The organism is Planctomonas psychrotolerans (assembly GCF_008642235.1).
In the GTDB taxonomy this organism is placed as follows: domain Bacteria; phylum Actinomycetota; class Actinomycetes; order Actinomycetales; family Microbacteriaceae; genus Planctomonas; species Planctomonas psychrotolerans.
The window spans coordinates 1,307,037-1,320,031 of record NZ_SJEV01000001.1; the positions used below are offsets into that span (position 1 = coordinate 1,307,037).

The 12,995-nt window shown below is 69.0% G+C and carries 15 protein-coding genes; 9 read left to right on the forward strand and 6 right to left on the reverse strand.

What is annotated here, in order from left to right; translation table 11 throughout:
- Positions 1-22 precede the first annotated feature (22 nt).
- The 5 genes from rpmB (at position 23) to EY822_RS05845 (ending at position 3,205) form a co-directional block, all read left to right on the forward strand.
- The gene (gene rpmB, locus EY822_RS05825; protein WP_150307407.1) at positions 23-259 is read left to right on the forward strand and encodes a 50S ribosomal protein L28; all 237 of its coding nucleotides are present in this window, start codon (positions 23-25) and stop codon (positions 257-259) included.
- On the forward strand, positions 259-426 hold the full coding sequence (rpmG, locus tag EY822_RS05830) for a 50S ribosomal protein L33 (protein WP_011187086.1): 168 nt from the start codon (positions 259-261) through the stop codon (positions 424-426). Before rpmB ends, rpmG begins: the two co-directional genes overlap by 1 nt.
- 2 nt (positions 427-428) lie before the next feature.
- Positions 429-734 carry a 30S ribosomal protein S14 gene (gene rpsN / locus EY822_RS05835; RefSeq protein WP_150307408.1) on the forward strand — a complete coding sequence of 102 codons (306 nt, stop codon included), beginning with the start codon at positions 429-431 and terminating at the stop codon, positions 732-734.
- Between the two features lie 108 nt (positions 735-842).
- Positions 843-1,130: an HU family DNA-binding protein gene (locus EY822_RS05840; RefSeq protein ID WP_150307409.1), complete on the forward strand. Its 288-nt coding sequence runs from the start codon at positions 843-845 to the stop codon at positions 1,128-1,130.
- Positions 1,131-1,237: 107 nt separating this feature from the next.
- A complete protein-coding gene (locus tag EY822_RS05845) occupies positions 1,238-3,205 on the forward strand; it encodes a cytochrome c oxidase assembly protein (protein ID WP_227497056.1) in 1,968 nt (655 codons plus the stop codon).
- A gap of 62 nt (positions 3,206-3,267) precedes the next feature.
- On the opposite strand, the gene EY822_RS05850 is transcribed toward EY822_RS05845, so the two are convergent.
- Positions 3,268-4,299 (reverse strand): hypothetical protein, encoded by a 1,032-nt coding sequence (locus tag EY822_RS05850; protein WP_150307410.1) that lies wholly within the window; start codon positions 4,297-4,299, stop codon positions 3,268-3,270.
- Between the two features lie 112 nt (positions 4,300-4,411).
- On the opposite strand from EY822_RS05850, the gene EY822_RS05855 reads away from it, so the two are divergent.
- The gene (locus EY822_RS05855; protein ID WP_150307411.1) at positions 4,412-5,710 is read left to right on the forward strand and encodes an ATP-dependent DNA helicase; all 1,299 of its coding nucleotides are present in this window, start codon (positions 4,412-4,414) and stop codon (positions 5,708-5,710) included.
- A gap of 39 nt (positions 5,711-5,749) precedes the next feature.
- Here the strand turns inward: EY822_RS05855 and EY822_RS05860 are convergent, their stop codons facing one another.
- Together EY822_RS05860 and EY822_RS05865 are read right to left on the reverse strand one after the other, a co-directional pair.
- Positions 5,750-6,295 carry a hypothetical protein gene (locus EY822_RS05860; protein ID WP_150307412.1) on the reverse strand — a complete coding sequence of 182 codons (546 nt, stop codon included), beginning with the start codon at positions 6,293-6,295 and terminating at the stop codon, positions 5,750-5,752.
- A gap of 96 nt (positions 6,296-6,391) precedes the next feature.
- Complete coding sequence (locus tag EY822_RS05865; RefSeq protein WP_150307413.1) at positions 6,392-6,826, reverse strand: DUF4383 domain-containing protein; 435 nt, start codon at positions 6,824-6,826, stop codon at positions 6,392-6,394.
- Positions 6,827-7,041: 215 nt separating this feature from the next.
- On the opposite strand from EY822_RS05865, the gene EY822_RS05870 reads away from it, so the two are divergent.
- A complete protein-coding gene (locus tag EY822_RS05870) occupies positions 7,042-7,560 on the forward strand; it encodes a DinB family protein (protein WP_150307414.1) in 519 nt (172 codons plus the stop codon).
- Between the two features lie 19 nt (positions 7,561-7,579).
- Here EY822_RS05870 and EY822_RS05875 read toward each other — a convergent pair whose 3' ends face one another.
- Complete coding sequence (locus EY822_RS05875; protein ID WP_150307415.1) at positions 7,580-8,071, reverse strand: MarR family winged helix-turn-helix transcriptional regulator; 492 nt, start codon at positions 8,069-8,071, stop codon at positions 7,580-7,582.
- Between the two features lie 82 nt (positions 8,072-8,153).
- Here EY822_RS05875 and EY822_RS05880 point away from each other — a divergent pair, with 82 nt between their 5' ends.
- Entirely contained in the window at positions 8,154-10,250 is a 2,097-nt protein-coding gene (locus EY822_RS05880; RefSeq protein WP_150307416.1) for an MMPL family transporter, read from the forward strand.
- 13 nt (positions 10,251-10,263) lie between these two features.
- Here EY822_RS05880 and EY822_RS05885 read toward each other — a convergent pair whose 3' ends face one another.
- Together EY822_RS05885 and EY822_RS05890 are read right to left on the reverse strand one after the other, a co-directional pair.
- Entirely contained in the window at positions 10,264-10,632 is a 369-nt protein-coding gene (locus EY822_RS05885) for a TraR/DksA family transcriptional regulator (RefSeq protein WP_150307417.1), read from the reverse strand.
- Positions 10,629-11,324: an SOS response-associated peptidase gene (locus EY822_RS05890; RefSeq protein ID WP_150307418.1), complete on the reverse strand. Its 696-nt coding sequence runs from the start codon at positions 11,322-11,324 to the stop codon at positions 10,629-10,631. The genes EY822_RS05885 and EY822_RS05890 overlap by 4 nt, the downstream gene beginning before the upstream one ends.
- A 136-nt stretch (positions 11,325-11,460) precedes the next feature.
- Between EY822_RS05890 and EY822_RS05895 the strand changes: the two genes are divergently transcribed.
- The gene (locus tag EY822_RS05895) at positions 11,461-12,987 is read left to right on the forward strand and encodes an FAD-dependent monooxygenase (RefSeq protein WP_227497057.1); all 1,527 of its coding nucleotides are present in this window, start codon (positions 11,461-11,463) and stop codon (positions 12,985-12,987) included.
- Positions 12,988-12,995: the final 8 nt, after the last annotated feature.

Sequence of the window (12,995 nt, forward strand, 5' to 3'; positions counted from 1 at the left end):
TCTGCGGTATTGGAGGAAGATCATGGCAGCAACCTGCCAAGTGACCGGAGCCATTCCCGGCTTCGGGCACAACATCTCGCACTCGCACCGACGGACGAAGCGTCGCTTCGACCCGAACGTGCAGAAGAAGACGTACTACGTTCCCTCGCTCCGTCGCAACGTGACCCTCACGCTGTCGGCGAAGGGAATCAAGGTCATTGACGCTCGTGGTATCGAGAAGGTCGTCAAGGACATCCAGGCTCGCGGGGTGAAGATCTAATGGCCAAGCAGCAGGACGTCCGTCCGATCATCAAGCTCCGTTCGACGGCAGGCACCGGGTACACCTACGTGACCCGCAAGAACCGTCGCAACAATCCCGACCGTCTCGTGCTGAAGAAGTACGACCCCGTAGTGCGCAAGCACGTTGACTTCCGCGAGGAGCGCTAACCATGGCGAAGAAGAGCAAGATTGCCCGCAATGAGCAGCGCAAGGTCATCGTCGAGCGTTACGCCGCGAAGCGCCTCGAGCTGAAGAAGGCGCTCGTCGACCCGAACGGGACCGACGAGTCCCGCGAGGCCGCGCGCGTCGGTCTGCAGAAGCTGCCGCGCAACGCGTCGCCCGTCCGTGTCCGGGGCCGCGACGCGGTCGACGGTCGTCCGCGGGGAAACCTCGCCAAGTTCGGCATCTCCCGTGTGCGCTTCCGCGACATGGCACACCGGGGAGAATTGCCCGGAATCACCAAGTCAAGCTGGTAGGTTTTGAGCGGTCGTACCTGACCGCCAGGCCTTCCTCGGCCGCATCACAGACACGAACACTGAAGGCTGTTCCCACCGAATGGCACTTTCGTCCTAGGAGGACAACCCATGGCAGATAACACCCTCAACCGCACCGATCTCGTCGCCGCAGTTGCCGCGGAGTCGGGCCAGAGCCAGGCTGCCGTGAACGGCGTCCTCGACGCTCTGTTCTCCACGCTGTCGGACAACGTCGCCAAGGGCGTCAAGGTCACGATCCCGGGATGGATCGCCGTCGAGCAGACCGCTCGCGCCGCCCGCACCGGCCGTAACCCGCAGACGGGTGAGCCGATCGAGATCAAGGCGAGCAAGGGCGTCAAGATCTCGGCCGGAAGCAAGCTGAAGGCTGCCGTCAAGTAGTTCGTTTTTTTTCTGCACGGAGGGGGACGCCGGAAGGCGTTCCCTTCCGTCGTTAACGGCGGTCACCGGGGGTGATGATCAGTCGGGTCGCTTAGGCTTGGTGGGTCATGGCCAGAACCGTTCGCATCATCGGTCCGGCACTCCTCGTCGGTGTCGCGTTCGTCTCTCTGCTGACCGCGCTGGTCTTCGGTGGTGCAGCGGCCCCGCTTCCCCTCCTCGACCCCGGGCCGATCGTCCGCTTCGGACTTCCCGTCGCCAAGCTCCTCGTGAACCTCGGCGTCGCGGTCACGCTCGGAGCCCTGCTCCTCGCCTGCTTCGCGCTGACCCCGAAGCGGCCGGAGTTCGGCCGGGCACTCGACATCGCCGCCGGCGCGGCCGCGTTCTGGGCCGTGGCGTCGGCCGCGACCGGCTTCCTCGTCTTCCTCGAGGTCACCAACCTCCCGCTCAGCCTTGACCCGTCGTTCGGGTCGACCCTCGGCGTCGTGCTCACGAGCACCGAGATCGGTCAGGCCTGGGTGGGCACCACGCTGATCGCCGCCACCGTGACGGTGCTGTGCTTCGCGGTGCGCAATCCGACCCTGCTCGCGTTCGTCCTGGGGCTCGCCGTCGTCGGCCTCGTGCCCATGGCGCAGCAGGGCCACGCCGGTGGTACCGAGAGTCATGACGCAGCGGTGACGGCGCTCGGCCTGCATCTCGTCTTCGCCGCCGTATGGCTGGGTGGTCTCGTCGTCATCGTGCTGCTCCGTCCGCAACTCGACCCCGATCGCCTCCCCACCGTGCTCGCCCGGTACTCCACGGTCGCGCTCGTCTCGTTCCTGGTCGTAGCGGTGTCCGGTTACGTGAGCGCCGAGATCCGACTCGGTTCCCTCGACCGACTGACCACGCCGTACGGCATCCTCGTGCTCGTCAAGGTGTCCGCCCTCGTGGTCCTCGGAGTGCTCGGCGCACTGCAACGCCGTCGGATGCTGCGACGGATCAGCGCGGACCCGGCCGGTTCGCGCGGCCCGTTCTGGGTGCTGGTGACGGTCGAGCTCGCCTTCATGGGCATCGCCTCGGGGGTCGCCTCGGCCCTCGCCCGCACCGCCACCCCGGTGCAGGAGGTGCCCGCGACCGAGATCGCCGAGGCGACGCCGGCCGAGATCCTGACCGGACAACCGCTCCCCCCACCGCTCACCCTGAGCCGCTACATCACCGAGTGGAACGTCGATGTGCTGTGGGTGCTGCTCACCGCCTTCGGCGTCTTCTTCTATCTGGCCGGAGTGCATCGGCTGCGGAAGCGCGGCGACTCGTGGCCGGTGCACCGCACCGTGCTGTGGGTGTCGGGCATGCTCCTGCTGTTCTACGTCACCAACGGCGGCGTGAACGTGTACCAGGACTACCTCTTCAGTGCGCACATGCTCGCGCACATGACGCTCGGCATGGTCGTGCCGCTGCTGCTCGTGCCGGCCGCGCCGGTCACCCTCGTCATGCGTGCCGCCACGCGTCGTGCCGACGGGAGTCGCGGCGGTCGCGAATGGGTGCTGCTCGGAGTGCACTCCCGCTTCGCGGCGTTCGTCGGTCACCCGGTCGTCGCGGCCGTGCTGTTCGCCGGGTCGCTCATCCTCTTCTACTACTCGCCGCTCTTCAGCTGGGCGACGACCGACCACATCGGCCACCAGTGGATGATTGTGCACTTCCTGATCGTCGGGTACCTGTTCGTGCAGGCCCTCATCGGCGTCGATCCCTCTCCCGTTCAGCTGCCCTACCCGATGCGACTGCTCCTGCTGCTCGGCACGATGGCGTTCCACGCGTTCTTCGGGCTGGCGCTGATGACGTCGACCGGATTGCTGCTCGCCGACTGGTACGGCGCGCTGGGGTGGGGCATCGACGCCCTGGAGGACCAGCGTGCGGCGGGCGGCATCGCCTGGAGCGTGGGAGAGATTCCCACGGTGGCCCTCGCGATCATCGTCGCGTTCATGTGGAGCCGGAGCGACGACAAGGAGTCGAAGCGTCTCGACCGCAAAGCCGACCGGAACGGAGACGCGGACCTCGCGGAGTACAACGCGCAGCTGGCGCGCCTCGCCGGCCGACGCTGACCGCTCGCCGCGGCGCTGCCGGAGTCAGTGGGTCGCGGTGTCCCAGCGACGACCGGCCCCGGTCACAGCCCCTGAAGCATGAGTGTGCCGTCGGGCTGGATGGTCACGCGATAGGAGACGCCGAACGGCACGTCCTCGTCGAGGGTGCGCACGCTGCCGTCGAACAGCGACTTCACATCCACCACGATGTTCGCGGTGCCCACGATCTCGGGAACGAGCCAGGTACGGTCGTTCGGGTCGGCGCTGTAGGGCTGCAGAGTCACGGCCGGCATGCGGGCGATCGACCAGGTGGGTTCACCCTCGATCCGGTCACGGATCGCCTTGCCGAACGGACAGCCGGCCGGCAACAGGACCCGTTGAGTGGCGCAGCCGGACAGATAGGCGTTGATCTCGCGTTGCGCCTGCTCGACGAAGATCGCGTTCGGCTGGGCCGTGAGCACCGCATCCAGCGCGGCGCCCGGCTCCGTCGCGGCGACGCGGACGGGTCCGGCATCGACGTAGCGGGACCGGTGGGACAGCACATAGGTGCTCGGGGTGAACACGGCATACTCCGCGCCGGCGGCCGTGCCGTCCTCGGCGATCGGCGTCGGATCACCGTCGGTCGGGACAACCAGGCCGTTCGCCGTGAATCCCGTCGCGTGCTGCACCTGCACCCGAACCGTGGCCACGGGGCTCCGCGCGAACTCCCACCCGTCGAAGAAGAGGAAGTTCCGCCCGACGTGCCGCAGCGAGAACTCGGTGCTCCCGGGCGCACCCTCGGACGTGTAGGAGAAGCGGACGGTCCGGCCGTCGTCGTCGTCGGCCTCATCGCTCACGAGCGCGATGTCGTCGAGCGTCCCCAGTGCGACCCCGTTGAGCAGAGCCCGCGACCCGGTGTCGGGCACGACGACGCCCGGATGCGCCAGTGCTGCGCCGCCGTCGGATCCGGCCAGCGCATCCAGGTAGGACCGCGCGAACGCCGGCGCGCTGAAGACGGTGGCGTTGAGGATGGCCACGGCGCCCGCGAATGCCGAGACGAACAGCACGGCCACGACACTCCACACGATCACCGCGCGACGGACCCCGCCCGACGTCTCCTGCGTGTGCGCTGCCATCCACCCCATCTTAAGCTTCGGCCGCTCCGTGGCCGTGGTCGGGGGAGGAGCGGGTAACATTCGAGGCTGGCCGTGTGCCGGGAGCTCGCCCGGCCGGAACGAAGGAGCACGCGTGGTCGCCGTCCCGCTGTCCTACGAGCAGGCCGCCGTGTTCGACGCCATCGAGAAGACCCGTGACCACGTCTTCGTCACGGGTCGCGCGGGCACGGGGAAGTCCACCCTGCTGAACCATCTCGCCTGGCACACGGAGAAGCAGGTCGTGATCTGCGCGCCCACCGGGGTTGCGGCCCTGAACGTGGGCGGGCAGACGATCCATTCGCTGTTCAAGCTGCCGATCGGCGTGATCGCCGACTCGGAGATCGAGCAGAGTGCCGACGTGCGCAAGCTGCTCAACACCATCGACACCCTGGTCATCGACGAGATCTCCATGGTCAACGCCGACCTCCTCGACGGGATCGACCGCAGCCTCCGCCAGGCCCGCCGACGCAAAGACCCGTTCGGCGGCGTCCAGGTCGTCCTGTTCGGAGATCCCTACCAACTCGCCCCCGTGCCGGGGGACGGCGACGAGCGCGCGTACTTCGCCGACCGGTACCGGTCGATGTGGTTCTTCGACGCGCTGGTCTGGCGCGAGGCGGAGCTGCGCATCTACGAACTGACCGAGATCCACCGGCAGCACGAAGAGGGTTTCAAGGAGATGCTGAACGCCGTGCGGCACGGGCGGGTGACGGCGGAGATCGCGGGTGTGCTGAACGACACGGGCGCACGGGTACCGCCTACGGACGGCGCGATCACCCTCGCCACCCGCAACGACACCGTCAATCGCATCAACGCTGCGGCGCTCACCCGTCTGCCGGGACGGAGCCTCACCGCCACGGCGGAGGTCAGCGGGGAGTTCGGCGGACGCGCCTTCCCCGCGGACGAGAAGCTCGACCTGAAGGTGGGCGCGCAGGTCATGTTCCTGCGCAACGACGCGGACTCGCGTTGGGTCAACGGCAGCGTCGGAACGGTGTCGAAGGTCGACAGCAACGTGTTCGTGACGGTCGACGGCGACCTGCACGAGGTGGAACCCGTCACCTGGGAGAAGTACCGCTACTCCTATTCCGCGACCACGAAGGAGTTGCGACGGGACGTGGTGGGGGAGTTCACCCAGTTCCCGCTGCGGCTCGCCTGGGCGGTCACCATCCACAAGTCGCAGGGGAAGACCTACGAGAGCGCGGTGGTGGACCTCGGATCCCGGGTCTTCTCCCCGGGTCAGACTTACGTCGCGCTCAGCCGGATCACGGCGCTGGACGGTCTCTATCTCACGCGTCCGCTGCGCCCCGCTGACATCATCGTGGACGAGAACGTGCGGCGGTTCATGTCGGAAGCCACGCGCATCCGGGTGGCACCACCCGCGTCGACCGGCGGATAGCGTTCACTGCTCGCCCGCCGATCGATCGTGAAGCGGCGGCTAGTGTCCGCCGTGCTCGTCGATCGACGAGGAGGAGCCGTGCGTGCCGTGCGGCACGGCTTCGAGTCCGGCGCTGGTACTGGCCAGCGCGGGAGTAGTGAGTCCTGAAACGAGGAGTCCACCGGCCAGAACTCCGAGCAGGTATCGTCCGGCGCTCGGCGACGGAACCGGGTCGTCGTCGGAGGTCGTGCTGGCGCGGCGACGAAGGTGCACGGCGAGCATGGCCGAGAGGAAGAGCCCCATCAGGGCGGCGGTGGCCATCGGCAGGAACGGCAGGGCGGCCAGGAAGTCGGGGCGGCCCCCCACGGCGGCGGCAGTGATCAGCAGGGCCCAGCCGAACAGGGGGAGGAGGAAGAGGACGAGAGCCGGGGCGACCAGCGGGAGGCGGTCCCGGACCACCGCGGCGACGCCCCAGGCGATCTCGGTCGCTCCGACGAGAATCAGAGGGGCAGCGAGAGGAAGAGGAGCGCCCGCACCGAGTGCGATGTGCGTGATGCCCGTGCCGAGCGCGGCCATGCCGAGCCAGCTTCGGGTGATCGGTGACACGGTGGGGCGCTCCTCTTCGTCAGCGGTCCAGGAACCGCGGCTGTGTGTGTTGCGGACGCCGGGCGGGTGCCCGGCGTCCTCGGGTGTCCGACCGGGTCAGACGGTGGCGCGGCGAGCGGTCTTGTCGGCTCCGAGACCCACGAACAGCAGCACGACGGCGCTGGCGAGGTGCAGGAAGTGGTCCGCCGTGTTCAGCGCCAGGATGTTCAGGGCGGTGTCGGCGATGAAGAAGCCGATGATGCCGAGAACCAGGTAGACGGCTCCGATGGTGACGTTGGTGCCCTTCGCGGCCGACACGTTCGACAGACCGGCGATCAGCAGTGCAGCGCCGATCAGCAGGTGAGCGATGTTGTGCAGCGGGTTGACCTCGAAGATGCCGAGGAGCAGGCCACCCTCGGTGTCGACGAAGCCGACGCCGCCCGTCGCTGCGAAGCCGAGCAGGCCCACGAGCACGTAGACGGCACCGAAGATCGTGGCGACCAAGCGGTTGGGTGATCGGGTGAGAGTGGTCGAGGTGGTGTTGTAGCTCATGATTGTGTGCCTCCAATAGGTGCGGGAGAATTCCTCGCGTTCCTTCATTCGTACCGCGATTCACATCGGTTTGGTGGTATGTAGCCACTTCGTTATCGACCTGCCCGAGCAGGGATCGCCCGATGCCCCCGAATAGGCCGATTGTGGCGCTCACCGCGTCTTTATTGGCGCGGATGGCGATAGTCGCGCCACCGGACGCTTCGTAGCGTGGCCTCATGACGATCCCCGCGGACACGAAGGACTGGACCTGGGTGCTCGAGCGGCGGTGTCGCGAGTGCGACGTCGATGCCCGGTCGTTCGGCCTTCGGGACGTTCCGGCGGCGCTTCGCGGCAGCATCGTGCGCTGGCGGCCCGTCCTCGACCGGGCCGACGTCCGGGACCGGCCGAATGCGGACACGTGGTCGCCGCTCGAGTACGCGGCGCACGTGCGGGACGTCTTCGGTGTCTTCGAGGGTCGGCTCGAGCGGATGGTCGCCGAGGAGGACCCCGAGTTCGAGAACTGGGACCAGGACGCGGCGGCCGTCGCGGGCCGGTACAGCGAGCTGGACCCGCACACGGTCGCCGACGAACTCGCTGCAGCCGGAGAACACCTGGCGCGGGTCCTCGAGGCGGTACCCGAGTCGGCGGTCGATCGGCCGGGGCGGCGGAGCAACGGTTCCGTCTTCACGGTCCTCACCCTGGCCCGATACCTGCTGCACGACGACCTGCACCACCTGCACGACGTGCGCGCCTGATCGTGTGGAGAGGCTCCGTTCAGGCGGAGTCGGCGGGTTTCGAGGGGAGCTGCGCTCGGTACACGGCCACCACACGCGAGAGATACGAGGTGATGGTGTCCTTCTCGGCGTCGTTGAAGTCGCTCAGAACATCGTCCATTCCGAGAATCATCGGCATCAGCGTCGACATCGCGCGCCGCACCGACTCCGGGGCGGGAACGACAAGCACACCACGACGGTCGCGTGGATTCGCCTCACGGGACACGTGACCGACGGCGACCAGCCGATCGACGACAGTGGTGACGGCCGCGGTCGTGATGTGCAGGCGATTCGCGAGCTCGGTGGGACTCAGGGCGCCCTCGCGAATGAGGTGATCCATCGCCTCGAGGTCGGTCGGGTTGACCGTCAGCTGTCGCCCGAGGTGGCGCTCGAACTCCGTGGTGAGGTCGGCGATGTCCCGCAGCAGGGTCGTGGCCGGATGCACGCCGAGCGGCCTCGACGGGACACGCCCGCTTGCCCCATCCCGTTGCATGCGTCCGAGTTTAGCGCTACTGTGCCTAAACGATCGTATTATTAGATCGTCTAACAACATCGACCAGCAGGGACCGATCCGTATGCAGCGCCTCATCGAGTTCATCACCGCGAGGAAGACGGCGTGGATCGTGCTCGTGGTCGCGGCGGCCCTCTCCGCAGCCGTGTTCGCGGTCGGGTCCGGCTCCTCCGCGGAGACCGCGCCCGGTGTAGGCCTGCCGGATTCTGCGGAGTCCGCGCGGGTGGCCGCCCTGCAGGAGTCGCTTCCCGGCGCGGACGCGACCTCGGCCCTGCTGGTTTTCAGCCGCGACGGTGAAGTACTCAGCGCGGCCGACATCTCCGCCGTCACGGCGGCCGCTGCTGATCTGAGTGCAGAGTCCCTGGACGGTGTCGTGCCCCCACCGACCGTCTCCGAGGACGCCACGGCGGCCCTCGTCGTCGTTCCGCTCGAGACGGTGTCGGACGTGTCGGCCCAGGCCGAGCGGGCAGCCGACCTGCGATCGATCGCGGCGGCCGATCTGCCGAGCGGGCTGACGGTGCTGCTCACCGGCCCCGAGGGGTTCGCGGTCGACGTCGCGGCCGTGTTCGACGGTGCGGACGTCACCCTGCTCCTCACCACCGTGCTCGTGGTTGCGGTGCTGCTGCTCATCACCTATCGCAGTCCCTGGCTGTGGCTCGTGCCGCTCACCGTCGTCGGGCTGGCCGACGGGCTCGCCGCCATCGTCGCCGTCCGCGTCGCGGCAGCCGCGGGTATCGCTCTCGATGCCTCGGTCACCGGCATCCTGTCCGTGCTGGTGTTCGGCGCCGGCACCAACTATGCGCTACTCCTCATCGCCCGGTACCGGGAGGAGTTGCGCCTCGAGGAGGACCGGCACGTCGCCATGGCCCGGGCCCTCCGCGGGGCGGGGCCCGCGATCCTCGCGAGTGGCGGCACGGTCGTGCTCAGCCTGCTCACGCTCCTGTTCGCGCAGCTCACCGGCAACCGGGCGTTGGGGTTGGCCTGCGCCACGGGCATCCTCGTGGCGATGCTGTTCGCCCTCGTCGTGCTCCCCGCCGCCCTGGTGATCTTCGGCCGGGGGCTCTTCTGGCCGTACATCCCGCGTTTCGGTTCCGCCGACGCGGCTCGTCGGGGCGTGTGGTTCCGCCTCGGCACCCTCGTCGCCCGCCGACCGGTTGTGGTCGCGATTCTGGGTGTCCTGGTGCTCGGCGGTCTTGCCGCGGCCGTGCCGCAGGTTCGGGTCGGACTCGCCCAGACGGAGCGATTCACCGCCGTACCGGAGGCTGTCGTGGGCCAGAACGTGCTCGCCGACGCGTTCAGCGCCGGGAGCGGGTCGCCGGTCGTCGTTCTGGCGAACTCGTCGGAGATCGATCGGGTTCTTCGAGCCGCGCAGGGGGTGGACGGTGTCGACTCCGTGCGGGAGGGACGGTCCGACGGGGGCATCACCCAGGTGGACGTGGTGCTCGACGCGGCAGCGGAGACCCCGGAGTCGTTCGCCGCCGTGACGGCGTTGCGCGCGGAGCTGTCGCAACTGGACGGTGCCGATGCCCTCGTCGGAGGACTGGACGCGCAGACCCTGGACGTGAACGAGGCGCAGCGGGCCGATCAGAACCTCGTGATTCCGCTCATCCTCGTTCTGGTGCTCCTCGTGCTCGTACTGCTGCTGCGCGCGGTCATCGCTCCCGTGCTGTTGCTCCTCACGGTCGTCGCCTCGTTCTTCGGCAGCCTCGGCGCGAGCTGGTTGTTGTTCCAGTCGATCTTCGGATTCCCCGCCATCGACACCACCGTGGTGCTGTTCAGCTTCCTCTTCCTCGTGGCCCTCGGTGTCGACTACAACATCTTCCTGGTCACCCGCGCGCGCGAGGAGGCGCGTACACAGGGAACGCGGGAGGGGATGATCCGTGCGCTGTCGTCGACGGGTGGTGTGATCACGAGCGCCGGGGTGCTGCTGGCGGCGGTCTTCGCGGTGCTCGGAGTGCTGCCCCTCATCACCCTCACGCAGATCGGCATCATCGTCTGCATCGGCGTCCTCATCGACACCCTGCTCGTGCGCACCGTTCTCGTACCGGCGCTCGCGTTCATCGTCGGGGAAGCGTTCTGGTGGCCCTCGAGGGCGCGCGCGCAGGCGGACGCCGCCGACCGGACCGCAGCGACCGCGCCGGTCGGCCCGTCGTCCTCGTGATCCGCGACCGCCCTCAGGCGTGCCGGATGCAGAAGCGCGTGTAGGGGCGGGCGTCGAGCCGCGCTTCCCCGATCGGAGCACCGCAGCGCTCGCAGTCTCCGAACGTCCCCGAGGCGGCCCGCTCGATCGCCGCGTCGATCTCCCCGATCGCGCGCACCGAGCGCTGGAGCAGGGCATCGGTGAGCGACCTCTCGAAGGCGATCGTGACACCCTCCGGGTCGTGCTCGTCATCGACATTGGTGTCGAGCCGGGCCAGTCCCATGGCTTCGACGTCGGCGCCGAGGCCGCGCACCGTTGCGACCTCCCGCTCCCGGAGGCGCTCCAGCCGCGCCAGCCATGACGACGACGGCCCGGCGGGCGGGGAGGCTGCCTGGTCGGTCATTCGGGCAGAGGCGCGATCACGCGCGGGTCCTCGCGGTTCACCGTCCGCACGTTGTTGACGGCACGGTCCACCGGATGCGACCGCATCGAGGCGGCCACGGCCGTCGATGCGCGGTCCAGCATCCCGAGCGCCTCGTCGGGTGCGGTGATCTTCTCCGGACGGAGCCAGTCGTCCCACACATCCGGGGGAAGGAAGACCGGCATCCGATCGTGCACCTCACCCGATGCGTCGCGCGCCTCCCGGGTGATGATCGTGAAGGTCACGGCCCAGTCGTCCCCCTCCTTGCGGGCGCTGTAGAGACCGGCGGCCGCGAGCACGTCGGTGTCGGCGTGCAGGTAGAAGGGCTGCTTGCCGTCGGCGCGCTTCTGCCATTCGTAGTACCCGTTCATGGGGACGATGCAGCGCTGGCTCGCGAACGCGCCGCGAAACATGCCGTTCGAGGCCACCGACTCGAGGCGCGCGTTGATGGGGGCCGGACCACCGGGCTTCGACCAGGCGGGCTTCAAGCCCCATGCCGCCACATCGACGCTCCGCGCGACGGTTCCGTCGTGCTGACGCTCGCGCACGATGGGCGCGGGATCGGTGGGGGCGATGCTGTACGACGGCAGCCAGTCCTCGGCGTTCCCGCCCTCGGCCACGAATGCGGCGATCAGGTCGTCGGCTTCCTTGTTCATCGCGAATCTGCCGCACATGCCTCGACGCTACCGCGCTCCTCCGCCCGGGGAAACCGGGCGATCCACCGATCTGCGGCGCCGGTCGCCCGGGCGTCCTACAGTGATGTCAGTCGTTCTCCGGCGTCGCGGCCGTGCCGCGGCAGAAGGGATGCTCGTGACCCGGTCGCTTCGCACCGATGTGCTGGTCGTGGGCGCGGGCCCCACCGGCCTGATGCTCGCGAACGTGCTCGCCCGGCGCGGCGTCGACGTGCGCATCCTCGACTCCACGGCCGGACCGACGGTGCAGTCCCGCGCCCTCGGCGTGCAGGCGAGGTCGATGGAGATCTACGACCAGCTGGGACTCGCCGACCGGGTGCTGGCGGGCAGCGCACGTGCCGAAGCGGTGGCTCCAGGATTCGGGGCTCGGGTGTTCGGGCGCGTACCCCTCGGCGAGCTGGGTGCCGGGATCACGCCGTATCCGCGCATCCACGTGTTCGAGCAGAGCAGGAATGAGCAGCTGCTCGCCGACAGCCTCGCGGAACGGGGCGTGCCCGTGCTGTGGCGGCACGAGGTGCAGCTGCTCGACGAGACCGCCGAGGGCGTGTCGGCCATCATCCATGGCCCCGACGGGCACCTGACCGTGACGGCCCGGTACTGCGTAGGCACCGACGGTGCATCGTCGACGGTGCGGCGACTCCGCGGCATCCCGTTCGAGGGCATCACCAACGAGCACACCTTCTACGTGCTCGATGTGGTCGGCGCGCGAGGGCTCGCCGTCGACGCCATCAACCTCCGGCCCGGTCCCGAGGCATTCCTCCTCACCTTCCCGATGGGTCCGGGCGGCCACGCGCGGCTGCTCGGCACCGTACGGGACTCGGCGCGGGGCGCGGAGCTCACCGAGGAGGCGGTGCGGCGTCGGCTGGACCGCCTTTACGGCGTGCGCTACGACCGGGCGGCGTGGTTCTCCACCTACCGGGTGCACCACCGCATCGCCGCCCGGTTCCGCGACGGCCCCGTGTTCCTCGCCGGAGACGCCGCCCACGTGCACTCGCCGGTGGGTGCCCAAGGCATGAACACCGGTCTGCAGGATGCCCACAACCTGGCCGTCAAGCTCGCCGACGTCCTCGTCGGTGGGGCCCCGGACGCCTACCTCGACCGCTACGAGGCGGAGCGCCGCCCGGTGGCCAGGCGTCTCGTCGCGAGCACCGACCGGGTGTTCGGCCTCGTGACCACCGATTCGCTCCTCGCCCGTGCGTTCCGCCGGGTCGCCGTGTCGGTGGCGGCGCCGGTGGCGACGCGGGTGCTACCCCGGGTGCGCGCGTCGTCGCGACTGTTCGAGTACATCTCGCAGGTGCGCGTCCACTACTGGCTGGATCCCGGGGCGAAGACGCGCGCGGGAGGCAGACGCGGCGCGGTGGTGGGTCGACGGTTGCCCTTCACCGGGGACAACTTCGACGTTCTCCGCTCCTTCGACTGGCAGGTGCACGCCTACGGAGGCGCGCACCCCGCCATCGTGCAGGGGGTGGGCGGCGCCCTGGGGCTCGAGGTGCACGTGTTCCCAACGCATGGGAACCGACGACTCCGTGCCGGGTGGTGCTATCTCGTGCGGCCCGACGGGTTCGTCGCCGCCGAAGCCCTCCCGGGCGATGCGGTGCGGGTGTTCGCGGCCGCGCTGCCCTTCGCCCCGCCCTTCTCGCGCTAGGGGACGGG

Excerpts from the sequence above, each read along its gene's own strand:
- EY822_RS05865 (WP_150307413.1), bottom strand. The coding sequence starts at position 6,826 with ATGAGCTACAACACCACCTCGACCACTCTCACCCGATCACCCAACCGC.
- EY822_RS05845 (WP_227497056.1), top strand. The coding sequence starts at position 1,238 with ATGGCCAGAACCGTTCGCATCATCGGTCCGGCACTCCTCGTCGGTGTC.
- EY822_RS05840 (WP_150307409.1), top strand. The coding sequence starts at position 843 with ATGGCAGATAACACCCTCAACCGCACCGATCTCGTCGCCGCAGTTGCC.
- rpmB (WP_150307407.1), top strand. The coding sequence starts at position 23 with ATGGCAGCAACCTGCCAAGTGACCGGAGCCATTCCCGGCTTCGGGCAC.
- EY822_RS05880 (WP_150307416.1), top strand. The coding sequence starts at position 8,154 with ATGCAGCGCCTCATCGAGTTCATCACCGCGAGGAAGACGGCGTGGATC.
- rpsN (WP_150307408.1), top strand. The coding sequence starts at position 429 with ATGGCGAAGAAGAGCAAGATTGCCCGCAATGAGCAGCGCAAGGTCATC.
- EY822_RS05890 (WP_150307418.1), bottom strand. The coding sequence starts at position 11,324 with ATGTGCGGCAGATTCGCGATGAACAAGGAAGCCGACGACCTGATCGCC.
- EY822_RS05850 (WP_150307410.1), bottom strand. The coding sequence starts at position 4,299 with ATGGCAGCGCACACGCAGGAGACGTCGGGCGGGGTCCGTCGCGCGGTG.
- rpmG (WP_011187086.1), top strand. The coding sequence starts at position 259 with ATGGCCAAGCAGCAGGACGTCCGTCCGATCATCAAGCTCCGTTCGACG.
- EY822_RS05870 (WP_150307414.1), top strand. The coding sequence starts at position 7,042 with ATGACGATCCCCGCGGACACGAAGGACTGGACCTGGGTGCTCGAGCGG.
- EY822_RS05875 (WP_150307415.1), bottom strand. The coding sequence starts at position 8,071 with ATGCAACGGGATGGGGCAAGCGGGCGTGTCCCGTCGAGGCCGCTCGGC.
- EY822_RS05885 (WP_150307417.1), bottom strand. The coding sequence starts at position 10,632 with ATGACCGACCAGGCAGCCTCCCCGCCCGCCGGGCCGTCGTCGTCATGG.